Source organism: Desulfovibrio piger, from assembly GCF_900116045.1.
Classification (GTDB): Bacteria; Desulfobacterota; Desulfovibrionia; order Desulfovibrionales; family Desulfovibrionaceae; genus Desulfovibrio; species Desulfovibrio piger_A.
The window spans coordinates 1,201,311-1,224,114 of the sequence record NZ_LT630450.1; the positions used below are offsets into that span (position 1 = coordinate 1,201,311).

General features: G+C 66.6%; 21 protein-coding genes. 18 read left to right on the top strand and 3 right to left on the bottom strand.

All coding sequences use genetic code 11. The annotated features are described in order from the left end of the window. The first annotated feature begins 51 nt into the window (after positions 1–51). Positions 52–954: a Tim44 domain-containing protein gene (locus tag DESPIGER_RS05605; RefSeq protein WP_072334149.1), complete on the top strand. Its 903-nt coding sequence runs from the start codon at positions 52–54 to the stop codon at positions 952–954. An 88-nt stretch (positions 955–1,042) separates the two neighbouring features. Next, positions 1,043–1,438: a PaaI family thioesterase gene (locus DESPIGER_RS05610; protein WP_072334152.1), complete on the top strand. Its 396-nt coding sequence runs from the start codon at positions 1,043–1,045 to the stop codon at positions 1,436–1,438. Between the two features lie 187 nt (positions 1,439–1,625). On the opposite strand, the gene DESPIGER_RS05615 is transcribed toward DESPIGER_RS05610, so the two are convergent. After that, positions 1,626–2,627, bottom strand: coding sequence for an RluA family pseudouridine synthase (locus DESPIGER_RS05615; protein WP_072334155.1), 1,002 nt, complete (start codon positions 2,625–2,627; stop codon positions 1,626–1,628). After that, the gene (locus tag DESPIGER_RS05620) at positions 2,617–4,305 is read right to left on the bottom strand and encodes a sensor domain-containing diguanylate cyclase (RefSeq protein WP_072334158.1); all 1,689 of its coding nucleotides are present in this window, start codon (positions 4,303–4,305) and stop codon (positions 2,617–2,619) included. Before DESPIGER_RS05620 ends, DESPIGER_RS05615 begins: the two co-directional genes overlap by 11 nt. A gap of 144 nt (positions 4,306–4,449) precedes the next feature. Here DESPIGER_RS05620 and DESPIGER_RS05625 point away from each other — a divergent pair, with 144 nt between their 5' ends. Beyond that, a complete protein-coding gene (locus tag DESPIGER_RS05625; RefSeq protein ID WP_072334162.1) occupies positions 4,450–5,148 on the top strand; it encodes a glutamine amidotransferase in 699 nt (232 codons plus the stop codon). Between the two features lie 33 nt (positions 5,149–5,181). Continuing rightward, positions 5,182–6,438: a competence/damage-inducible protein A gene (locus DESPIGER_RS05630; protein WP_072334165.1), complete on the top strand. Its 1,257-nt coding sequence runs from the start codon at positions 5,182–5,184 to the stop codon at positions 6,436–6,438. A 336-nt stretch (positions 6,439–6,774) separates the two neighbouring features. Here DESPIGER_RS05630 and DESPIGER_RS05635 read toward each other — a convergent pair whose 3' ends face one another. After that, positions 6,775–7,728, bottom strand: a complete 954-nt coding sequence (locus DESPIGER_RS05635) for an alpha/beta fold hydrolase (protein WP_072334168.1) — start codon at positions 7,726–7,728, stop codon at positions 6,775–6,777. Positions 7,729–7,936: 208 nt separating this feature from the next. Between DESPIGER_RS05635 and DESPIGER_RS05640 the strand changes: the two genes are divergently transcribed. From DESPIGER_RS05640 to DESPIGER_RS05705, 14 genes are all read left to right on the top strand, one after another. Continuing rightward, positions 7,937–9,289 (top strand): alanine/glycine:cation symporter family protein, encoded by a 1,353-nt coding sequence (locus DESPIGER_RS05640; RefSeq protein ID WP_072334171.1) that lies wholly within the window; start codon positions 7,937–7,939, stop codon positions 9,287–9,289. 397 nt (positions 9,290–9,686) lie between these two features. Further along, the gene (locus DESPIGER_RS05645) at positions 9,687–10,778 is read left to right on the top strand and encodes a sulfite exporter TauE/SafE family protein (RefSeq protein WP_173783286.1); all 1,092 of its coding nucleotides are present in this window, start codon (positions 9,687–9,689) and stop codon (positions 10,776–10,778) included. Between the two features lie 27 nt (positions 10,779–10,805). Further along, positions 10,806–11,225: a DUF1634 domain-containing protein gene (locus DESPIGER_RS05650; RefSeq protein ID WP_072334174.1), complete on the top strand. Its 420-nt coding sequence runs from the start codon at positions 10,806–10,808 to the stop codon at positions 11,223–11,225. Between the two features lie 43 nt (positions 11,226–11,268). Then, the gene (locus tag DESPIGER_RS05655) at positions 11,269–12,990 is read left to right on the top strand and encodes a sensor histidine kinase (RefSeq protein ID WP_072334177.1); all 1,722 of its coding nucleotides are present in this window, start codon (positions 11,269–11,271) and stop codon (positions 12,988–12,990) included. Between the two features lies 1 nt (position 12,991). Beyond that, a complete protein-coding gene (locus tag DESPIGER_RS05660) occupies positions 12,992–13,402 on the top strand; it encodes a response regulator (RefSeq protein WP_072334179.1) in 411 nt (136 codons plus the stop codon). Between the two features lies 1 nt (position 13,403). Further along, positions 13,404–14,060, top strand: a complete 657-nt coding sequence (locus tag DESPIGER_RS05665) for a HAMP domain-containing histidine kinase (protein ID WP_072334181.1) — start codon at positions 13,404–13,406, stop codon at positions 14,058–14,060. Between the two features lie 41 nt (positions 14,061–14,101). Then, on the top strand, positions 14,102–14,575 hold the full coding sequence (locus DESPIGER_RS05670; RefSeq protein WP_072334184.1) for a response regulator: 474 nt from the start codon (positions 14,102–14,104) through the stop codon (positions 14,573–14,575). Positions 14,576–14,680: 105 nt separating this feature from the next. After that, the gene (locus DESPIGER_RS05675; RefSeq protein ID WP_072337572.1) at positions 14,681–15,823 is read left to right on the top strand and encodes a response regulator; all 1,143 of its coding nucleotides are present in this window, start codon (positions 14,681–14,683) and stop codon (positions 15,821–15,823) included. A gap of 402 nt (positions 15,824–16,225) precedes the next feature. Beyond that, positions 16,226–17,581, top strand: coding sequence for a ribosome biogenesis GTPase Der (gene der / locus DESPIGER_RS05680; RefSeq protein ID WP_072334187.1), 1,356 nt, complete (start codon positions 16,226–16,228; stop codon positions 17,579–17,581). 166 nt (positions 17,582–17,747) lie between these two features. Further along, positions 17,748–18,878, top strand: coding sequence for a branched-chain amino acid ABC transporter substrate-binding protein (locus tag DESPIGER_RS05685; RefSeq protein ID WP_072334190.1), 1,131 nt, complete (start codon positions 17,748–17,750; stop codon positions 18,876–18,878). 89 nt (positions 18,879–18,967) lie between these two features. Then, positions 18,968–19,876: an ABC transporter permease subunit gene (locus DESPIGER_RS05690; RefSeq protein ID WP_006003511.1), complete on the top strand. Its 909-nt coding sequence runs from the start codon at positions 18,968–18,970 to the stop codon at positions 19,874–19,876. A gap of 9 nt (positions 19,877–19,885) precedes the next feature. Then, the gene (locus tag DESPIGER_RS05695) at positions 19,886–21,118 is read left to right on the top strand and encodes an ABC transporter permease subunit (protein WP_072337574.1); all 1,233 of its coding nucleotides are present in this window, start codon (positions 19,886–19,888) and stop codon (positions 21,116–21,118) included. Continuing rightward, positions 21,115–21,903: an ABC transporter ATP-binding protein gene (locus tag DESPIGER_RS05700; RefSeq protein WP_072334193.1), complete on the top strand. Its 789-nt coding sequence runs from the start codon at positions 21,115–21,117 to the stop codon at positions 21,901–21,903. The genes DESPIGER_RS05695 and DESPIGER_RS05700 overlap by 4 nt, the downstream gene beginning before the upstream one ends. Then, positions 21,896–22,600 carry an ABC transporter ATP-binding protein gene (locus DESPIGER_RS05705; RefSeq protein ID WP_072334196.1) on the top strand — a complete coding sequence of 235 codons (705 nt, stop codon included), beginning with the start codon at positions 21,896–21,898 and terminating at the stop codon, positions 22,598–22,600. Before DESPIGER_RS05700 ends, DESPIGER_RS05705 begins: the two co-directional genes overlap by 8 nt. Positions 22,601–22,804: the final 204 nt, after the last annotated feature.

Here is a 22,804-nt window from a genome sequence, read left to right on the forward strand (position 1 = left end):
GCTATTGAGAAAAGAAGCACACGCGCATCTTTCACCCTTACGGAGACACCCATGAAGATCAAAGCCATTCTGACCATGCTCATCATGCTGGGAGGCGCCTGTATGTACGCCCTGCCCGACACGGCCGATGCGGCCCGTCTGGGCGGCGGGCGCTCCTTCGGCAGCCGTCCCTCCATGTCCCAGCCTGCCCAGGCCCCCAGCGCCATGCAGCGCCAGTCCACGCAGCAGCGCCAGCAGGCGGCCCAGGCCCAGCAGCCCCAGCGCAAGGGCTTCCTCGGCGGTATGGGCGGCCTGCTGGGCGGCCTTCTGGCCGGTTCGCTCATCGGCTCCCTGCTCTTTGGCGGCGGCTTCTCCGGCGGCGGCATCATGGACATCCTGCTGCTCGGCATCCTGCTCTTCGTGGGCCTGAAGCTCTTCGCCCGTGCCCGCAACAAGACCGCGCCCGCGCCCGCCGGTGCCGGCACCGCCCCCGCGGGCGGCATGGAGCCCCCCCTGCAGCGCAGCGATACCGCGGCCACCGGCTGGGACAGCCTGAGCAGCCAGGGCAGCACCTACAACAGCCAGCCCGAAGTGGTCATCCCCATGCCCGCCGATTTCGATGCCGAAGAATTCCTGCGCGGCGCCAAGATGGCCTACAACCGCCTCCAGGCTGCCTGGGACAACCGTGACCTCAACGATATCGCCCAGTTCGCCAGCCCGGCCGTCATGGATGCCGTGCGCCAGCAGCTGGCCGAAGAGACCGAACCCAGCAAGACCGAGATCCTCCTGGTCAATGCCCAGCTCCTGAGCGTGGTCAACGAAGACAAGGAGCAGCGCGCCCAGGTCTACTTCGATGTCCTCATGCGCGAACGTCCTGACCAGACCACACCGTCCAACGTGCGCGAGATCTGGCATTTCGTGCGTGAGCTCGACGGCGGCACCTGGAAGCTGGACGGCATCCAGCAAGTGGCGTAAGCTACGCAAAGAAGAACTGTTACTAGTCAATCGGGCCGGAAGTTCTTCCGGCCTTTTTCATGCCCGCCAGACGGGACAAGGAGTTCACATGGAATGTTATGTCCGCAAGCACGACAAGCTCGTGCGCTATCTTGACATGTGCATCGAAGAAGCCAGCCGCGAATATGCCCGCGTGACCATGCCCATCACCGAGAACCACAAGAACGGCATGGGCGTGGCCCACGGCGGCGCCATCTTCTCCCTGGCCGACGTGGCCTTCGGCTGCGCGGCCAATGCCGGCAACGAGCACGGCGTGGTCAGCCTGTCCACCACCATCGAATACCTGCGCCCCGGCATGGTCAGCCCCCTCAAGGCCGAAGCCCGCCTGGTGCGCAACGGCGCCCATGTGCTCACCTACGATGTCAATGTCTATGACGGCAGCGGGGCCCATGTGGCCCGGTGCATGGCCACCGGCTTCCAGACCAACGTGCCCCTGCCCCGCTAGGGCGCCCCTGGAAAACGCCGCGGCCCCGGCGCCACGCGGGCCAGCGCTCTCCGGCACGGGGACAAGCCCCCCCCCAGGCTGCCTTTCCGGGGGCGGCCCGCTCTCCGCGTCTTCCCCGGCATGCGAAAAGGGGACGGCTTCATGCCGTCCCCCTTTTTTGTCGTCGTCCCGGAGATGCCCCCGGGATTCAGTGCCCCTGCCGGGCCGCTGCCTCGTCGATCTCGTCCGGCAGGGCCTGCGGCAGCCTGTCGGCGGGCCAGTCGGGCAGGCAGGCGAAACGCCGCCCGTCCGGCAGGATGACCCGCATGGCGTGCAGGTACATGGGCGTCCCGGCGGCGCGTCCCCGGGCCCCGTATTTGACATCGCCCTCGATGGGATGCCCCAGGGACGAGAGCTGCGCCCTGATCTGATGGGTGCGGCCGGTCAGCAGCCGCACCAGCAGCAGGCTGTGCCGCTGCTCCACGCGCACGGGCCGGACCAGCAGCAGGGCTTCCGTCTCGCCGTTGCCCGGCGCGCCCGTCTGCCGGACATGCATCTGTTCCCGGCCGTTCCCGGTCTCCTTGCGCAGCCAGTGCCGGAACAGGCGCACGCCGGCATGGGGCCAGCGGCCTTCCACCCAGGCCAGATATTCTTTTTTCATGCGCCGCTCGCGCAGGGCCGTGGTCAGCTCGCGCAGCACGGAAAAACTGGCGGCCACCAGCAGGATGCCCGAGGTGTCCTTGTCCAGGCGATGGACAGGCGTCGGCTTGAAGGGGGCATCGCCCGCCCGGGCCGCCAGGCGGCTGGACAGGCTGTCCTCATGCCCGGTGCCGGGATGGGTGGGCAGCCCGGCCGGTTTGCAGAAGACCCAGAGGTCCCCGTCCTGCAGCAGGGGACGGGGGAGGGGCGGCAGGGCCTGCGCCCGCGGGCGCGGCTCCTGGCCCGGTGCCGGGGAAGACAGGCTCCCCGCAGCCTTGCTCCTGCGGCTCATGCCCAGGGCGAAGGGGGGCAGGCGCACGGCGTCGCCCGCGGCCACCAGACCGAACGGTTTCGCCCGGCCTCCGTTGATGCGGACCTGACCCGTGCGGATCCAGCGGTGCAGCAGCGACGGCGGCAAGTCCAGGCGCCGCTGCAGGAACTGCAGCAGCTTCTGCCCGCCTTCGCGGGGATCCACGGTGACTGTATTGGGGTCGGGCGCTTCACCCATCATAGCGGCTCTCCTCCAGGGATACCACGCAATCCTTGCGTTTTTCTATCCAGGCCTTGATGGCATGGCCGGAAACCAGCCGGCTGCCGTGCTTTTCGTGGAGCATCCGGCGGTCGGCCAGGGCCAGGGCCTCCCGCAGGGAGGGCGCCTCTTCCGCACCGGAAAGGCCAAAGGACATGATGACCGGCACATGGCCGGAATGTTCGTTGTAATGCCGGAAAACTTCCCTGATCTTCTCCAGGACCCGCGCGGCGTCGCGCAGGTTGCACCGGGGCAGCAGCACGGCGAACTCGTCGCCGCCCAGGCGGGCCACGCAGTCCGTGGAACGCAGCGAGCTCCGCAACAGGCGGGCGGCCGTCTGCAGCATGCTGTTGCCGGTGTCGTGCCCCAGATAGTCGTTGATCAGCTTCAGCCCGTTGACATCGCAGCTGATGACGCTGACCTCCCTGTCGGGCTGCCTGTCCAGCCGGTCCAGCTCGTTGTGGAAATAGACCAGGCTGTGGACGTCCGTCAGGGAGTCATATTCGATCATCTCCGCCAGACGGTCACGTTCGCCCTGGGTGGCGGTAATGTCCGTATGCAGGCCGATAAGGCGTGTGGCACGGCCGTGGGCGTTGCGCCGCAGGACGCGGGCGCGGCTCAGGATCCAGCAGTATGTGCCGTCAGCCTTGAGCATGCGGAAGGACTGTTCGTAACTGTCCCCGTAACGGGGCGACATGATGATGTCCATCTGCCGCTTCAGCACCGCCGGCCGTTCATCGGGATGCAGCTTGTCCCGCCAGCTTTCGAAGGTATGCCCGAACCTGCGCTGGTCATAGCCCAGCATGGCGATATACCGGGGACTGTAATAGATGGTGTTGGTCTCCATGTTCCAGTCCCACAGGCCGTCACCGCTGCCGAACAGGGCCATGAGGGAGATCTCGCAGTTTTTGCTGGAAAGGGCCTCCTGCCCTTCCTCCCCGCCCCGCGGCACAAGGTTCCCCGTCACATAGACGGGCGTGCCGCTGTCGTCATGGCCCACCAGGGTGCCGCAGGCCAGAAAGTCCTTGCGGCTGCCGTCCGGCAGGGTCAGCAGCACGCGCTCCACAAAGCTGCCGTCATGGTCACGGGCGGACAGGAGCCGGGAAAAACGGGTGGACAGGACCCGGACCGTCTCGGGCCCCATCATGTCCCGGATGGCCTGCCGGGAAAGGCGCAGGGCGCCGCTGTCGGGCAGATGGAGCAGACGGGCGCAGTTCCTGTCCAGCGTGTACTCTTCCCGGGCACGGTCATAGATCCACCGGCCCTCAGCGCCCGGCTGGTACCATCTGCCCCTGCCGTCCAGGCGTGTCAGCGCCCCCACCAGCAGACGGGGCGTACCGCAGGGGAAGCGTTCCAGCACGATGGCACGGCAGCAGATGATGTCTCCGCCCACGGCCTGCAGGATCTCCAGGGCGCTGCCGGAGGAGCGGCGCAGGGTGCCGAAAAGCTGCCGGCCCCCCTCCTGGCGGCCGGCGGCAAGACCGGCACAGAACGCAGCGGATCCGCCCCGGTAGCTCCCTGCGGTCCCGCCTTCCAGCAGGCTCGCGGCCTCCGGGCTCAGGACGACGCGGTCACTGTGGACACGCCACTGCCAAAGGGGATCTGCAGCATCCATGACATGAGATTCGAACCAGTCGGCCGGCAACGGTACATCACTCATAGGGTCCATCCGGGTATCATATGTTATTTCCTATCAAAAGCATATCGGGGGGGCAAGCCTTTCCCTCCCGGCCTTCCGCGTGTATGACAGGGAGCAGCGGAGAGGCCGCGCCCGCCCGGCCGGCCTCCCGGACAGGAGGGACATATGCGCTGTTTTGTATTGCAACATCTTGATTTTGAAGACCTCGGGACCTTCGCGCCCGTACTCCGTGAAGCGGGCTGGACCATACGGGCCTGCCATGTGGCGGACGGGCTGCCCGCCGCACGGGACTGGCTCGATGCCGACCTGTGTGTCGTCCTGGGCGGCCCCATGGGCGTCCACGACGGGGCGGCCTACCCCTTCCTTGCGCGGGAACAGGAACTCGTCCGCAGCCGTCTGGCCGAAGGCCGTCCCCTGCTGGGCATCTGCCTGGGCGCCCAGCTCATGGCGCAGGCCCTGGGCGCGGCCGTCTATGCCGGCAAGGCCAAGGAGATCGGCTGGGGCGGCCTGCACCTGACGGAGGCCGGGGAAGCCTCGCCCCTGGCCGCCCTGCGCGGGGCCCCCGTGCTGCACTGGCACGGCGATACCTTCGACCTGCCGCCCGGCGCCAGCCTGCTGGCCTCCACGGACATCACGCCCCACCAGGCCTTCCGGGCCGGGCCGGGACAGCTGGCCCTGCAGTTCCATGCCGAGGCCGACGCCGCCCGCATGGAGCACTGGCTCATGGGCCATGCCTGCGAACTGGCCGCCGCCCGCCTGGACGTGGCGGCCATCCGGCAGGATGCCCGCGACCTGGGCGGCCGTGCCGCTGCCGCCGGACAGAAGTTCTTCCGCCGCTGGCTGGACAGCGTCTTCGCCGCCTGAGCCCCCGGCGCCCCCACAGACAAGGAGCAGCACATGAAAGCCGAGATCATTGCCGTGGGCACCGAGCTCCTGCTCGGCCACACCATCAATACGGACGCCGCCCATGTGGCCCGCGCCCTTTCCGCCCTGGGCGTCGACCTGCACCATGCCTGCGTGGTGGGCGACAACGCCGCCCGTCTGGAAGCGTGCCTGCGCGCCGCCCTGCAACGCAGCGACCTGGTCATCACCACCGGCGGCCTGGGCCCCACCGGTGACGACCTCACCAAGGAGACCGTGGCCCGCGTGCTGGGCCTGCCCCTGGAAGAGCACGCGGACAGCCTGCGCAGGCTGCGGGAATACTTCGGTGACCGGCCCGTGGGCGAGAACCAGTACAAGCAGGCATGGCTGCCGCGCGGCAGTCATGCCTTCGCCAACAGCGTGGGCACGGCCCCGGGCTGCGCCGTGCCCGCGGAAGGGCACAAGCTGGTCATCCTGCTGCCCGGACCGCCGTCCGAGCTCCTGCCCATGCTGCATGACGGGGTCGTGCCCTGGCTCGCCCGCAAGACCGGGGCCTGCATCCAGTCCAGCATGGTGCGCACCTTCGCCCTGGGCGAAGGGGATGCCGAACTGCGGCTGCGCGACCTGACCGGCGGCGCCAATCCCACGGTGGCCACCTACGCCACCGACGGCGAGATGTTCGTGCGCATCACGGCCAAGGCCGCCACCGCCGGAGAGGCCGCGGCACTGGTGGCCCCCGTGCGGGAGGACGTCTGCCGGCGCCTGGGCGACCACGTCTACGGCGTGGATGTGGAAAATCTGGAGAGCGTCGTCGTGCCCCTGCTGCTGCAACGCGGCGAGACCCTGACCACGGCCGAATCCTGCACGGGCGGCCTGCTGGCCAAGCGCATCACCGATGTGGCCGGTGCCTCGTCGGTATTCCATCAGGGCCTCGTGACCTATGCCAATGAGGCCAAGACCCGCCTGCTGGGCGTGCCCGAAGAGCTGCTGGCCAGGGTGGGGGCCGTCAGCCCCGAAGTGGCCCGCTGCATGGCCCAGCAGGCCTGCGCCCGCTACGGCAGCACCTGGGGCGTGGGCATCTCCGGCATCGCGGGGCCCGGCGGCGCCACGGCCACCAAGCCCGTGGGCCTGGTCTACATCGCCCTCAGCGACGGGGGGCGGACCTGGCTGCGCGTCATGCGCCCCCACGGCCGCTACATGGGCCGGGCCTGGACCCGCCAGCGCGCCGCCAGCCATGCCCTGGACATGCTGCGCCGCGCCATGCTCGGCCTGCCTGTGGAGATGGAGGCCTAACAGCGGCCAGCCGGATGACGGGGGATGGCCCCTGGCCCTGCTGCCGGTGCCCCCGGCTCACCTCGCCGTGACGGGCACGGCCGCGCAGGCCGCCTGGAGATCCCCGCCCTTTCGTGCCGCCCTTCGCCGCCGCGGCTGCCGCTGCCGTCCCGCCGGAGGATGCCCCGTGATACGGCCGTGCCGTGCGCACGGTACGGCGGAAAAACGCCGTCACATCCTTTTCTTCCCGGAAACGGGATACCGCCCCGTTTGTCGGCGCAGGCCGGTGAACGGGGCGGCATGTCAGGACGGGTCGCTCCCGTCAAGCCGCGAGGTCCGGTCTGCCCCGGCCCGCGTCTAGTGTTCCAGGAAGGCCACCACCTTCTGGCGGAATTCCCTGTAATAGGGCTTTTCCATCATCATGGCATGGGCAGCGCCGGGCATGATCTCCAGCCTGGAGCCGGAAGGCAGCTTGCTCATGGCGGCCCGCATGCTGTCGAGGTTCAGGTACGGGTCCTTGTCTCCGCCGATGACCAGCGTGGGCACCTGGATGGAGGCAGGATCGATGAGGGGGGTCTCGGCGGAGACCAGCAGGTCGCGGCGGCCGCCGTTGGGGCTGGAATCCTTGTCATAGCGCCAGCAGTTGGACTGGAACACGGCCACCACCTGCGGATCCACGATGCTGTAATCGATGGCGCCGTCCTTGGTGGTCTGGAAATCGCCCGCGGCATGCAGCCAGGTGTTGTGGTTGAACGGCACCTTCACGTCCGCCGCCCCCAGGCCCACCATGATGGGCGCGTACAGCACCAGCTTCTTCACCATCTCGGGATGGCGGGCCACGAAGCGGCTGCTGGTGACGGTGCCCCAGCTCCAGCCCAGCACATCCAGCTTCTTCTGGCCGGAGACCTTCAGGATCTCGGCAGCGGCCGCCGCAGCATCCTCGGCGGCATAGTCGGAATCGGGCATGAAGCCGTCCTTCACCTCCTGGGACTCGCCATAGCCCGCCACATCGAAGGTCCAGACGGCGAAGCCGCGCGCGGCAAGATAGCGGGCCAGGCTGTAATCGGCATAATCCACGTCGAATTCATGCGAGGAATAGGTCAGGCCATGCACCAGCAGGATCTGGCGCTGCGGCTGCGTCCCGGCCACGGTCAGACGCTGCAGGTGCAGGGCCATGCCGTTGCGCTCCAGGGGAAAGGTCTGGATCCGGTATTCCGTGGCGGCATCCGCGCGGGCCTGGACCGTGGCGACCTGAAGGGAAAAAAGCAGCACCTGCAGCATCAGCAGGCAGGAAAGAAGTGAACGGATCATGGTTCCCCCTGTGTCCGCTCCCCGGGACGTCCCCGCGGGAACGGCATTGGATGAAATGTGGACGATGTGAACTTTTGCGGCTGAAACCCCTTTGCAGTCGCAAAAAAATTTTATAGCATGGTTTAATGTTTGTAAACAACGGCGTATTTATTTTAAATCGAAAACGCCGGGAGGCGCGCAGGGCGCAGCCTCTTCTCCGGGAGGGAACATGCTGGATTTCTTGAACGTGGTCGCTGGTTATGTCTGGGGATGGCCCCTGATGATCCTTCTGGTCGGCACGGGCCTGTGGCTGACCTTTTCCCTGCGTGCCCTGCAGTTCAGCCATCTGATCCACGCCTTCGGCCTCATCGTCCGCAAGACGCCCGACAAGAAGGCACAGGGCGACATCTCCAACTTCCAGGCCCTGATGGTGGCCCTTTCGGCCACGGTGGGCACCGGCAATATCGCCGGTGTGGCCACGGCCATCTACATCGGCGGGCCCGGCGCCCTGTTCTGGATGTGGATGACCGGCCTTGTGGGCATGGCCACCAAATACGCCGAAGCCGTGCTGGCCGTGAAGTACCGCGTGCAGAACGAGAACGGCACCTTCAGCGGCGGCCCCATGTACTACATCTCGCGCGGGCTGGGCTGGAAATGGCTGGCCACCCTCTTCGCCTTCTTCGCCTCCATCGCCACCTTCGGCATCGGCAGCATGGTGCAGTCCAACTCCGTGGCTGACGCCCTCAACCACAGCTTCTCCATCGCTCCCGGCATCACCGGCATCGTGCTCATGGGCCTGACCGCCGCCGTCATCATCGGCGGCGTGCGCAGCATCGGCCGCGTCACCGCCCTGCTGGTGCCCGTCATGATCGCCCTCTATGTGCTGGGGGCGCTGGCGGTGCTCATCATGCACATCACCGAGATCCCCGGCGTCCTGGCCATGGTCGTGTCCAGCGCCTTCGAACCGGTGGCGGCCACCGGCGGCTTTGCCGGCGCCACGGTGATGATGGCCATCCGTCTGGGCGTGGCCCGCGGCCTGTTCTCCAACGAATCCGGCCTGGGTTCGGCCCCCATCGCCGCCGCGGCCGCCCGCACCAGCCAGCCCGTGGTGCAGGCCCTCATCTCCATGACCCAGACCTTCATCGACACCCTGGTGGTCTGCTCCATGACCGGCCTGGTCATCCTCGTCACCGGGGTCTGGACCTCCGGCAAGAACGGCGCGCCCCTCACCTCCTATGCCTTCGAAACGGGCCTGCCCGGCGAACTGGGCGGCCTCATCGTGACCATCGGCATCATCCTTTTCGCCTACTCCACCATCCTCGGCTGGAGCTATTACGGTGAAAAGGCCATCGAATACCTGCTGGGCAGCAAGGCCATCGTCCCCTACCGCTGGGCCTTCATCATCTCCGTGGGCCTGGGCTCGTCCATGAAGCTGGACCTGGTCTGGGTGCTGTCCGACATCTTCAACGCCCTCATGGCCTTCCCCAACCTCATAGGCCTCATCATGCTGACGCCCGTGGTCAAGGCCGAGACCATGGCCTACCTGCGCTCCCTGAGACAGGGGAGCAGCTCCGAGAGCTAGCCCCCGGGCGGGGGATCCCCCTCCTGCCCGGTGCGCCCCGCAGCGGCATCCGTCATATCCTGCCGCTGTCCGCTCTTGACCGGAAAGCCCCTGCTTACGCGGGGGCTTTCTTCTGTCCCGCCTCCCGGGAGGACCCCGGCGCTATGGGGAGATTTCCCCATGTCCGGGGCCTCCTCCTAGGGCAGCCTCCCTCCCGTATACGGGCGGGAGATGTTTTTTGTGAAGAAAATAACCAAGCAAAAACAGAACCTTGTCCATCATTTCCCGGCCGCTGGCGGCTGTTTGCCCCAATTTCAGGATTCTCCTGATACCGGATGTCCCCCCGGGCGCGTAGGCTGGAGCCATCAAAAGGAATGCATGTGGGGCATCGCCCCACCAGACAGTAAAGGGGGATCACATGGCGCGCAACGCACTTGCAACGACGGCCCGTGCCGTCAAAGCCGCTGCCGGGCAGTGGCTCGTTCTGTTTTTCCTGACCTTCGCCCTGGCGTGTCCGGCCATCAGCATGGCGGCCGACGCCGCCACGGCGGCTCCTGCCGCCCAGACGGGCGTCGTCACCACCGTGGCCGATGCCCAGGATGCGGCCGTGACGCCTTCGCCGGTGGCCGCCACCACGGGCGACGTGCAGACCGCCCCGGTCGTGGACAACCACCCGTGGTGGTTCTGGCCCGTGGCGCTGCTCTTCTTCTGCTTCATCCTCGGCATCATCGCCGTCATGGCCGGTGTGGGCGGCGGCGTGCTCTTCGTGCCGCTGGTCTCGGGCTTCTTCCCCTTCCACCTGGACTTCGTCCGCGGCGCGGGCCTGCTGGTGGCCCTGGCCGGTGCCCTGGCTGCCGGTCCCGGCCTGCTGCGCCGTAACTTCGCCAACCTGCGTCTGGCCCTGCCCGTGGCCCTCATCGCCTCGGCCTGCTCCATCGCGGGCGCCATGCTGGGCCTGGCCCTGCCCACCGACATCCTCCAGATCTGCCTCGGCGTGACCATCCTGGGCATCGCCGTGCTGCTCTTCTTCTCCAAGAACTCCGTGCGTCCCGAGGTCAGCAGGCAGGACGCCGTGGGCATGGCCCTGGGCATGAACGGCGTGTTCCTCGAACCCAGCACCGGCGAAGTGGTGGACTGGAAGACCCACCGCACCCTGGCCGGTCTGCTGCTGTTCATCGTCATCGGCATCATGGCCGGCATGTTCGGCCTGGGCGCCGGCTGGGCCAACGTGCCTGTGCTCAACCTGCTCATGGGCGTGCCGCTGAAGGTCAGCGTGGGCACCTCCAAGTTCCTGCTTTCCATCACCGACACCTCCGCCGCATGGGTCTATCTGAACCAGGGCTGCGTGATCCCGCTGATGGCCATCCCGTCCATCGTGGGCCTGATGCTCGGTTCCGTGGTGGGCGTGCGCCTGCTGGCCAAGGCCAAGCCCAAGTTCATCCGCATCATGGTCATCGCCGTGCTGTTTTTCTCTGGCGCCAAGGCGCTGCTGAAGGGCCTGGGCTGGTAAGCGCCGGGCAGTGAAGGAGACAGAAAAATGAACAAGAATGACATCCAGGCTTCGCCCGCGCAATTGCGCTATGCCGATACTCTGTTCTATGGTTCCCTCATCGGTTTCGTGATCATGCTCATCACCTACATCCTGTATGTGACGGGCATCCTCACCCCGCAGATCCCCCTGGACGAGCTGCCGCACCTGTGGACCGGCAGCGCCGCCGATTACCGCGCCGCCGGGCACATCCCGCAGGGCTGGGGCTGGCTGTCCCTCATCGGCAAGGGCGACATCTGCAACTTTGTGGGCATCATCATCCTGGCGGGCCTGACCATCGTCTGTTTCGTCCAGCTGGCGCTCTCGCTGGCGCGTCGCAAGCAGTGGCTGCTGTGCGTCATCGCCATCCTCGAAGTGCTGGTGCTGGTGCTGGCCGCCTCCGGCATCCTGGTGGGCGGCGGCCATTAGGCCGACGGAGCACAGGCCGCGCCGATCCTGCGCGGGAGGTCGCATGTTCTCTGCAATCAAAACGTATTTCGGGCATCTGCTGGAAGTGCCGGATGCCGTATCACCAGCGCGTTACCGCTCACTGCGGCGCATCATGACCATCCTGATGGTCACGGTGTCGGTGACGCCGCTGCTGATCCTCACCGGCATCAACCACGCCCAGTACATGAGCACCCTGGAACGGGAGATGGAAAACCCGCTCTACGCCATGGTGCGCAAATCGCAGGCCTCGCTGGAGCTTTTCCTCGGCGAGCGGGCCTCCACCGTCAGCCTGATCGCCCATGCCTACAGCTTTGACGATCTGACCAACGAGCAGACCCTCAACCGCGTCTTCCTGGCGCTCAAGAGCGAGTTCCAGGGCTTCGTGGACATGGGCCTGGTGGACGTGAACGGGCGGCAGGTGGCCTATGTGGGCCCCTACAAGCTCAAGGACGCCGACTACGCCGGGCAGCCCTGGCTCAGCGAGGCCCAGGTCAAGGGCCGCTACATCAGCGATGTCTTCCTGGGGCTGCGCGGCTTCCCGCACATGGTCATCGCCGTGCACCGCATGGAAGAGAGCGGCCGGGAATGGACCCTGCGCGTGACCATCGACACCTCCCGGCTGGAACGCCTGGTGGCCGCCGTGGGCCTGATGCAGGACACCGACGCCTTCCTCTGTGACAGCCGGGGCATCCTCCAGACCAACTCCCGTTTCTACGGCAAGGTGCTGGACAAGCTGCCCCTGACCCTGCCGCCCCAGTCCTTCGAGACCACGGTGCGGCCCTGGAAGGATGACAGCGGACAGGACCTCATGGTGGCCTATACCAGCCTGACGGGCACGGACTTCATGCTCCTGGCGGTCAAGCCCACCCTGGACATCTACAAACCCTGGACGGCCCTGCGCAGCGAACTGCTGCTGGTCTTCTGCGGCGGCATCGCCGTCATCGTGCTGGTCTCGCACCTGCTGATGAAGCATCTGGTGGGACGCCTGCAGGCCAGCGACGAACGCCGCGTGGCGGTCTTCGCCCAGATGGAGCACAACCAGAAGCTCTCCTCCATCGGCCGGCTGGCGGCCGGGGTGGCCCATGAGGTCAACAACCCCCTGGCCGTCATCAACGAGAAGGCGGGCCTTGGCCTCGACCTGCTGCACATGAGCGGCGACTTCGAGCGCAAGGACCGGCTCATCAACCTGCTGGAGGCCATCGAGAGCACCGTGGAACGCGCCCGCGGCATCACCCACCGTCTGCTGGGCTTTGCCCGGCGCATGGAGGCCAACCGCCAGGAACTGAGCGTGCCCGAAGTGCTGACCGAGACCATGGGCTTTCTGGAACGCGGTGCCAAGAACCGCGGCGTGAACATCGGCACGGACTTCGCCGAAGGCCTGCCGGACATCGTGTCCGACCGCGGCCAGCTGCAGCAGGTCTTCCTCAACATCATGGGCAATGCCCTGGATGCGGTGCCCGACGGCGGCAAGGTGGACATCGCCTGCACCCGGACGGACGGCGGCGGCCTGCTGGTGCGCGTCACGGACAACGGCAAGGGCATGAGCCCGGAAGTGATCAAGCACATCTTCGAGCCCTTCTATTCCACCAAAAAGGAGAAGGGCAACGGTCTGGGCATGTTTATCACCTACGGTATCGTGCGCCGTCTCGGCGGCGAGATCACCGTGGACAGCACCGAAGGCAAGGGCACGACGGTCAGCATCACGCTGCCGCTTACACCGCCGGAACGTCCTGTGGAGGCTTGAGATGGCACTGCGTGTATTGTTGGCCGATGACGAGAAGGAATTCGTGGAGACCCTGGCCGAGCGCCTGGACCTGCGCGGCATCGACGTGCGGGTGGCCCTGGACGGCAAGGCTGCCCTGACCACCCTGGACGAGATGGCGGCCGCGGAAGCCCTGCCTGATGTGATGGTGGTGGACCTGCTCATGCCCGGCATGACCGGGGACGCCGTCCTGCAGCAGGTGCGGCGGACCTATCCCGGCCTGCCGGTCATCGTGCTCACGGGGCATGACTCCGTGGACGATTCCGGCGACAGCCCCGTGGCCAGTGCCTTCGCCTGCCTGACCAAGCCGCTGAGCCTGGGCATGTTCCTGGAAACGCTGGAAGCCGCGGCCCGTTCCGGCGGCAACGGCACGAATCCGGCCAGGGGGGCGTAGCATGACCGATTCGCAATGCATGGGACGCCTGCTGGCCTCGGCCACGCACGACATGCGCAACGTGCTGGCCGTGATCCGCGAATCCGCCGGGCTGGCGCAGGACATGGTGCAGCTGGCCGCCGGGCCGGACAAGCCCGCCGATCCGCGCGTCATCAAGGCCCTGAAGGAGGCCCAGCAGCAGATACTGCGGGGCGCGGCCCTGGCCGAGTGCATGGAGTACCTGGCCCAGATCAGCCACAGCGAGAACGAGAACGCGCCCTGCGACCTGGTGCGCGTGGCCGGCACGTTCTGCCTCATGGCGGCCCGACGGGCCCGCGCCGTGCAGATGGTGCTGGAATCCGCCGGCAGCGAGGAGCCCGTGTGGTCCGCCGTGCCCGCCCTGGCGGTGCTGCGTGCCCTGCTGGACATCTTCGACCTGTGCGCCTCCGTGGGCGGGCAGGTGAAACTCCGCTTTTCCGCCGGTCGCCAGAACAAGGTGGAAGGCATCATCATCGAAGTCTGCGACGGCGCCAATCGCGACATGGCCCTGGCGGCCCTCACGGGCAGCCCCCTGCTCAATGCCCGGCCCCGGCCCGGCTGGCAGGCCCTGCTGATGCCCTGGCGCGATCCGGCACAGCGCTTTTTCCTCTCCATTTCCGCCTGCGGGAGTGAAGACTAGAACGACATTTTTCCCGGCATCACCGGGTGAAGGAGAATGGCATGAGCAAGGAAGAGATCAAGATTCTGCTGGTAGACGACGAAAAACAGTTTGTGGACACGCTTGCCGAGCGCCTTGCCATGCGCGGTTTTTCAGCGCGCGTGGCCTATGACGGCCCGCAGGCCCTCAAAGCCGTTGAAGACCCCACCGACGTCATCGTCCTGGACCTGCGCATGCCCGGCATGGACGGTTTCGAAGTGCTGCGCAGCGTCAAGAAGAGCAACCCCCAGGTGCAGGTCATCATCCTGACCGGCCACGGCGGCGATGCCGAAGAACAGACGGCCTACCGCATGGGCGCCTACAACTTCCTCAAAAAACCCATGGACATCGACGAACTGCTGAACAGCATCCGCATGGCCTACCGTGACAAGGTGGAGAACGCCATGGTGGCTGTCAGCCTGGCCGAAGGCGGTGATTTCGATTCCGCCCAGGATGTCCTCAACGAAAAAGACCTCCTGGCCGAGCACAAGCTCTAGGCCGCCATTGCCCCTGTCCGGCGGCAGCACCGCCGGACAGGAAAGACCCCGCACGGCCCCCGGCCGTGCCCCATGTTTCCGCATCGCCGCAAGGGGGAGGACGTCATGCGTGTACTCATCGTCGACGACGAACAGGCCTTTGCCGAACCGCTGGCACAACGCCTGGAGCTGCGCGGCATCGAGGCCGCCGTGGCCGGCGATGCGGAAACGGCCCTGGACATGCTCTCCCGGCAGGAGTGGGACCTGGTCTTCCTGGATGTCTGCCTGCCGGGCATGGACGGTGTCTCCCTGCTCAAGCTTTTGCAGGAGCATGAGCCCCGCCCCGACGTGGTCATGCTCTCCGGCGCCACGGAGATGAGCCAGGCGGTCAAGGCCATGCGGCGCGGCGCGCTCAACTGGCTGGCCAAGCCCGTCTCCCTGGACGCGGTGCTGGAAGAATGCCGCAAGGCCCGTGAACGGGCCGACGCCCGGCGCCAGGCCCGCCGCCTGGCCGAAGAGGCCCGCCTGCGCAGCCTGGGCCGCATCGCCGAAGGCGTGGCCCACGAAGTCAACAACCCCCTGAACATCATCGTCCAGGCCGCGGGCCTCATGAGCGACAGCCTGGACAGTCCCGAGGCCGGGGCCCTGCCCGACATCGAAGACCTGCGCGAGTCCCTCAGGACCATCGTGACCCAGAGCATGCGTGTGCGCGAGATCACCCGCAAGCTGCTCATGGCCGGTGTGGGCCTCGACCCCCGCAGCGCGCCCATGGACGTGCGGGCCGTGGTCTCCCGCGTCCTGACCCTGCTGCAGGGCCGCATGGACAGCCTGAAGGTGGCCTGCCGGCTGCATTTCCCGCCGGAATGGGGCGAGGACGGGCCCCGCCCCCTGGGGTCGGCGCTGGAACTGGAGCAGATCTGCCTGCATCTGGTGGAGAACGCCCTGGACGCCATGCCGGAGGGCGGCACGCTGGACATCGGCGCCCGGCTGCTGCCCGCCGATGCCGACGGCACCGCCTGGTACGAGCTTTGGGTGGCCGACAACGGCACCGGCATCGACGACGACATCATGCCCCATATTTTCGAGCCCTTCTTCACCACCCACCGCCAGGCGGGCCGGGCCGCCGGTCTGGGCCTGTCCGTGGCCACGGGCCTGGCCCACGGCCGCGGCGGCCGGATCACGGCGGCCAACCGCCCCGAAGGCGGGGCCCTGTTCCGCCTGCTGCTGCCCCTGCCCGCGGCCGGAGGCCGGAACGAAGACACCCCCTGATCCCTTCCCGCGCCGCCGCGCTCACGGCCCCCCCTGCCGGGACCGGCATTCCGGCGCCCCCGGCGGACACCGCCGCACACGCAGCCCCTGCAGCCCCTCCGGCCGGCAGGGGCTGCTTTTTTCGCGCGGGCGCCCCGTCCCGTCCGCCGCACCGCCCGTCCCCTCGAAAAAACCTGTCATCCCGCCATGTTGCCAGCCCCTCTCCGGCCGTGCCCCCCGCTGGGGCCCGAAGGATATTTTTTTGCTTTTCAAACGGCCTCAAGGATGCTACACAAGCGCAGCGTGTGGCGCTCACCCCGCTTGACGGGGCCTTTTTTCCATCCCGCTTCCCCGCGCCATGCCCGCCGCCCCTGCGCGGCCCCATTTCCGCAACAACGGCCTGTCATGGCCAAAGGGAGACCCATGTCCTCATTACCCTGCATCGTTCTGGTGGGACGCCCCAACGTGGGCAAGTCCACCCTGTTCAACCGCCTGATCCGCAGCAACCGCGCCATCACCCATGACCGTCCCGGCGTGACCCGCGACCGCATGGAAGGGGTGGTCCGCCGCAAGGGGCACCCTGACTTCGGCATCGTGGACACCGGCGGCATCACCCTGGACGCCCACGCCATGGTCACCGAAGGCCCCGAAGGCATCCGCGGTTTCGAGTCCGACATCCTGCGCCAGGCCGAGGCGGCCATGAAGGACGCCTGTGCCGTGGCCTTCGTGGTGGACGGCCGTGACGGCCTGCTGCCCCTGGACGAATATCTGGCGGCCCACATCCGCCGCATGGGCCTGCCCACCCTCTGCGTGGTCAACAAGGTGGACGGTCTGGAAAAGGAAGACGAGCTGCTGGCCGAGTTCCACAGCCTGGGCTTCCCCCTGCTGCCGGTCTCGGCCGAGCACGGGCACAACATCCGCGCCCTCACCGAAGAACTGGCCGCTCTGCTGCCCGAGGATTACGAGGCCGTGCACGAGCCCCCGGCCCTGCGCCTGGCCATGCTGGGCCGCCCCAACGCGGGCAAGTCCTCCCTGATCAACGCCCTGGCCGGCGAGGAACGCATGATCGTCTCCGATGTGGCCGGCACCACCCGCGACAGCGTGGACGTGCGCTTCGCGCGCGACGGCCAGGATTACGTCTTCGTGGATACCGCCGGGGTGCGCCGCCGTACCAGGATCACGGACATCGTGGAAAAATATTCCGTCAATGCGGCCCTCAAATCCACCACCAAGGCCGACGTGACCCTGCTGACCCTGGACGCCACCGAAGGCGTGAGCCAGCAGGACAAACGCCTCATGGACCTGCTGGATACCCGCAAGATCCCCTTCATGGTGCTGGTCAACAAATGCGACCTGGTGCCCGCCGGCCAGCTCAGGCAGCTGCTGCAGAACGTGAGCGAGATGCTGGCCTTCTGCAGGCATGTGCCCATCCTCACGGTCTCGGCCCTCAAGGGCACGGGCCTGAACAGGATCCTGCCCCTGGCCCGCAAGATCCATGAGGAATGCGCCATCCGCGTGCCCACCGGCCAGCTCAACCGGGCCATGGAAGAAGTGCTGACCCGCCACCAGCCCCCGGTGGTCAAGCGCGTGCGCGCCAAGTTCTTCTATCTGACCCAGGCCGAGTCCCAGCCGCCGACCTTCGTCTTTTTCGTCAGTGACGCCGACCGCGTGCCGGAAAGCTATGCCCGCTATCTGGAACGCGCCCTGCGCCGCATCTTCGGCATCACGCATGCGCCCATGCGCCTGCACCTGCGTTCCAGCCACAAGAAATCACAGTAAAAAAAGCGGGATGCGGATGCCGGGACCTGTCTGTCCATCTGGCGGACCGCATTGACAGGAATCAGGTAAAGATGCAATAGAAAGGGCTTATACTGCCGCAAGGTAGACGTCGCTTTGCTGTTGTGCGGCGCGCGGCAGTGCATGGAGTCTCTCAAGGAGGGAGAAAATGAAAAAGTGCATGACCTGGCTCATGGCCGCGCTGTGCAGCGTTGCCGTCGCGGCTCCCGCCGTGGCCGCCGACACCATCAAGATCGGCGTGCAGGGCGCCCATTCCGGCGACCTGGCCTCGTACGGCGTCCCCAGCCTCAATGCCGCCAAGATCGTCATTGAAGAAGCCAACGCCAAGGGCGGCGTGCTGGGCAAGAAGATCGAACTGGTGTCCCAGGACGACCAGTGCAAGCCCGAACTGGCCACCAACGCCGCGACCAAGCTGATCTCCGACAAGGTCGTGGCCATCATGGGCCCCATCTGCTCCGGCGCCACCAACGCCTCCCTGCCCATGTTCGAAAGCGCCAACATCATCAGCATCTCTCCCACGGCCACCACGCCTGCCCTGACCCTGGAAGGCAAGCACCCCCTGTTCCTGCGCACCGTGGCCAACGACAATGCCCAGGCCCAGCTGACCAGCAGCTACATCACCGATGTGCTGAAGGCCAAGAAGGTCGCCTACCTGCATGACAACGGCGAATACGGCAAGGGCTTTGCCCAGCAGAACCGCACCATCCTCGAAAAGGCCGGCGTCGAGACCGTCCTGTTCGAAGCCGTGACCCCCGACGCCGTGGACTTCTCCGCTGTGGTGCGCAAGCTGCGTCGCGCCAAGGCCGACGTGCTGGTCTTCGGCGGCTACCAGAACACCGCCTCCAAGCTGGTGCAGCAGATGCGCCGCGACCGCGTCAAGACCCCCCTCATCGGCCCTGACGGCGTGAAGGACGAGACCTTCCTCAAGATGACCGGCAAGGACAGCGAAGGCGTCATGGCCTCCTATCCCAAGGATACCAGCACCCTGCCCATGTACAAGCAGGCCCGCGACGCCCACGTCAAGCAGTTCGGCAGCGAGCCCGGCTTCGGCTACTACAACGCCTATGCCGCCATCCAGGCCCTCCTCAAGGCCATCGAAGTGGCCGGCAGCACCGACACCGACAAGATCATGGCCGCTCTGAAGAGCACCGAAGTGGACACCCCCCTGGGCAAGATGTCCTTCAACAAGGCCGGTGACGCCACCGGTCTGGGCCTGTCCGTCTATGTGGTGAAGGACGGCAAGTTCGTCGAAAGCGACCACAGCATCACCCTGCATTAATCGGATACGATGGCGCACGGGCGCGGGGGCACGGCCTCCGCGCCCTCTTGCCCGCTTGCGCCCGGGTAAACCGCAGCCCCTGTAACGGCATGGACTTCCAGTACTTTATCGAACTTTTCTTCGGCGGCCTCACACGCGGCAGCATCTATGCCCTCATCGCCCTGGGCTATACGCTGGTGTACGGCATCATCGAACTGATCAACTTCGCACACGGCGAGATCTACATGCTGGGCGCCTTCACGGCCCTGCTGGTAGCCGGCGTGCTGGGCATCGTCGGTTTCCCCGCCGGAGGCATCCTCATCGTGGCGGCCCTCGCGGCCGTGGTCTGGAGCGCGGCCTACGGCTATACTCTGGAAAAGGTGGCCTACAAACCCCTGCGCGGCGCCCCGCGCCTGTCGCCCCTCATTTCGGCCATCGGCATGTCCATCTTCCTACAGAACTATGTGCTGCTGGCGCAGACCTCCGACTACGTCCCCTTCCCCCGCCTGCTGCCGGATATGGAATTTCTGGATTACCTGGGCAACATCATGGGGCCCAGCGACTTCCTGATCCTCGTCACCAGCACGCTGGCCATGGTCTCCTTAAGCCTCTTCATCCGCTACACCCGCATGGGCAAGGCCATGCGCGCCACCGCGCAGAACCGCAAGATGGCCCTGCTGCTGGGCATCAACGCCGACCGCATCATCTCGCTCACCTTCATCGTCGGCTCGGCCCTGGCGGCCCTGGGCGGCGTGCTCATCGCCTCCCACATGGGGCAGGTCAACTTCGGCATCGGCTTCCTGGCCGGCCTCAAGGCCTTCACGGCCGCGGTGCTCGGCGGCATCGGTTCCATCCCGGGGGCCATGGTGGGCGGTCTCGTGCTGGGCATCGCCGAGAGCATGACCACCGGCTACCTGTCGGGCAACTATGAGGATGCCCTGGCCTTCGCCCTGCTCATCCTCATCCTCATCTTCCGCCCCGACGGCATCCTCGGCAAAGCGAAAGTGCAGAAGGTGTAGCCAATCATGATGCAATATCTCACAAAAGCCCTTTTGGCCGCCTGCTGGTTCATGCTCCTGACCTTTCCGGTCATGGGCATCAAGCTCAACAGCGTCGACCAGACCGTGGAATGGCAGTTCGACAGGGTCATCCTGCTGGGCGTGGCCATTTTCTTCCTTTCCATGCTCTGGAACTGGTGTTTCAGCCGCAAGGCCCGCGGCATCCCGCTGATCCGCCTGCCTGAGGGCCTGGGCAGGGGCCTGCACAGGCTGGTCACCCTGCCCGGACGCAGCACCGCCACCCGCCTGACCAGCCTCGGCCTGCTGCTGGCCGTCATGATCGTCATGCCTCTGGTGAGCTCCTTCTACCAGACCAACATCATGATCTCGGCCATGCTCTACGTCATCCTGGCCCTGGGCCTGAACATCGCCGTGGGCATCGCCGGCCAGCTGGTGCTGGGCTATGTGGCCTTCTACGCCGTGGGCGCCTATTCCTACGCCCTGCTCAACCAGGCCTTCGGCCTGGGCTTCTGGGCCTGTCTGCCCGTGGGCGGCTTCATGGCCATCGTGTTCGGTCTGGCCCTGGGCTTCCCCGTGCTGCGCCTGCGCGGCGACTATCTGGCCATCGTGACCCTGGGCTTCGGCGAGATCGTGCGCCTGGTGCTGCTCAACTGGACCAGCCTCACCGGCGGCTCCGGCGGCATCAAGAACATCCCCGGCCCCTCCTTCTTCGGCCAGGAGCTGGAGATCGCCGCCAACACCATCTTCATCTACTATCTGGTGCTGCTGGCCGTGATCCTGACCATCATCGTCATCAGCCGCCTCAAGAACTCCCGTGTGGGGCTTGCCCTGCAGGCCCTGCGCGAAGACGAGATCGCCTGTGAGGCCATGGGCATCGACCTGGCCCGCGTCAAGCTCTCGGCCTTTGCCCTGAGCTCCTGCTGGGCCGGTTTCGCCGGTGTCATCTTCGCGGCCAAGACCACCTTCATCAATCCCGCCAGCTTCACCTTCATGGAATCGGCCATGATCCTGTCCATGGTGGTGCTGGGCGGCATGGGCTCCATCGTGGGCGTGGTCATCGCCGCCACCATCCTCATCCTGGCCCCCGAATACCTGCGTGCCTTCTCCGAGTACCGCATGCTGCTCTTCGGCGCCATCATGGTCATCATGATGATCTTCCGGCCCCAGGGGCTCGTCACCGGCGAGCGCCGCCGCTACCGCATCACCGCCCTGCAGGGCGGCAGCAAAGGAGAACGCGCATGAAACCCGTTCTTGAAGTCAAGGGCCTGACGCGTGACTTCGGCGGTCTGCGCGCCCTCAACGAGCTGGACCTGACCGTCAACGAAGGCGAGATCGTGGCCCTCATCGGCCCCAACGGCGCCGGCAAGACCACCTTTTTCAACTGCGTCACCGGCATCTACAAGCCCACGGAAGGCACCGTGCACCTGTACGGCGCCAACGGCGAGAAGCATCTGCTCAACGGGCGCAAGCCCCACCTCATCACGGCGCTGGGCATGGCCCGCACCTTCCAGAACATCCGCCTGTTCAGCGACATGACCGTGCTGGAGAACGTGATGATCGGCCGTCACTGCCGCACCAGGGCCGGCATCTGGGGCGCGCTGACCCGCAACGCCCGCGCCCGCCGTGAAGAGCAGGAATCCATCGACATCTCCTACAGCCTGCTGGAGGCCGTGCACCTGCAGGACCTGTGGAACGAAAAGGCCTGCAACCTGGCCTACGGCGCCCAGCGCCGCCTGGAGATCGCCCGCGCCCTGGCCACCGAGCCCCGCATGCTGCTGCTGGACGAACCCGCCGCCGGCATGAACCCGCAGGAGACCAACGAGCTCAAGGAGCTGGTGCTCCAGATCCGCGCCGACCGGGACCTTTCCATCCTGCTCATCGAGCACGACATGGGCATGGTCATGTCCCTGTCCGACCGCATCTATGTCATGGAATACGGTTCGCGCATCGCTGCCGGCACCCCCGCGGAAGTGCGCAGCAACCCGCGCGTCATTCAGGCCTATCTGGGAGAGAGCGAAGATGCTTGAAGTCAAGGGCATTGATACCTACTACGGCAACATCCAGGCCCTGCGCGACGTTTCCCTGCGCGTGGATGACGGCGAGATCGTGACCCTCATCGGCGCCAACGGCGCCGGCAAATCCACCACGCTCATGACCATCTGCGGCATCAACCGGCCGCGCAAGGGCGAGATACTCTGGAACGGCGAGCCCATCCACGAGCTGCCCCCGCACGAGATCGTCCGCCTGGGCATCTCGCAGGTGCCCGAAGGCCGCCTCATCTTCCCCGACCTGAGCGTGCGCGAGAACCTCGACCTGGGCGCCTTCCTGCGCAAGGACGTGCAGGGCATCAAGGAAGACATGGACTATGTGTTCGATCTCTTCCCTATCCTGGCCCAGCGCCGCAAGCAGACCGGCGGCACCCTGTCCGGCGGCGAACAGCAGATGCTGGCCATCAGCCGCGCCCTCATGGCCCGGCCCAGGCTGCTCCTGCTGGACGAACCCTCGCTGGGCCTCGCGCCCATCATCATCCAGCAGATCTTCCAGATCATCCAGCGCGTCAATGCCAACGGCACCACGGTCTTCCTGGTGGAGCAGAACGCCAACCAGGCCCTGCGCATCGCCCACCGCGGCTATGTGATGGAGAACGGCCGCATCGTCACCAGCGACAGCGCCGAGAACCTGCTCAGGAGCGAGGACGTGCGTTCCGCCTATCTGGGCATGTAAGACCAGCAGCTCATCATGACTGCCCCCTGCCGGGCAGTGTTTTGCGGGGGGAAGGGGCCGTGTTGCACAACGCTCCTTCCCCTTTGTCATGGTCCCCGGAGAAGCGCGCCGCGGGCATGGCGCGGCCGTGCGCGGAGCGCGGCTCACCGCCTGTCATCCCGGCAGGGTGCGGAAGGGCATCCCCCGCAGGCAGGGATGGACTGA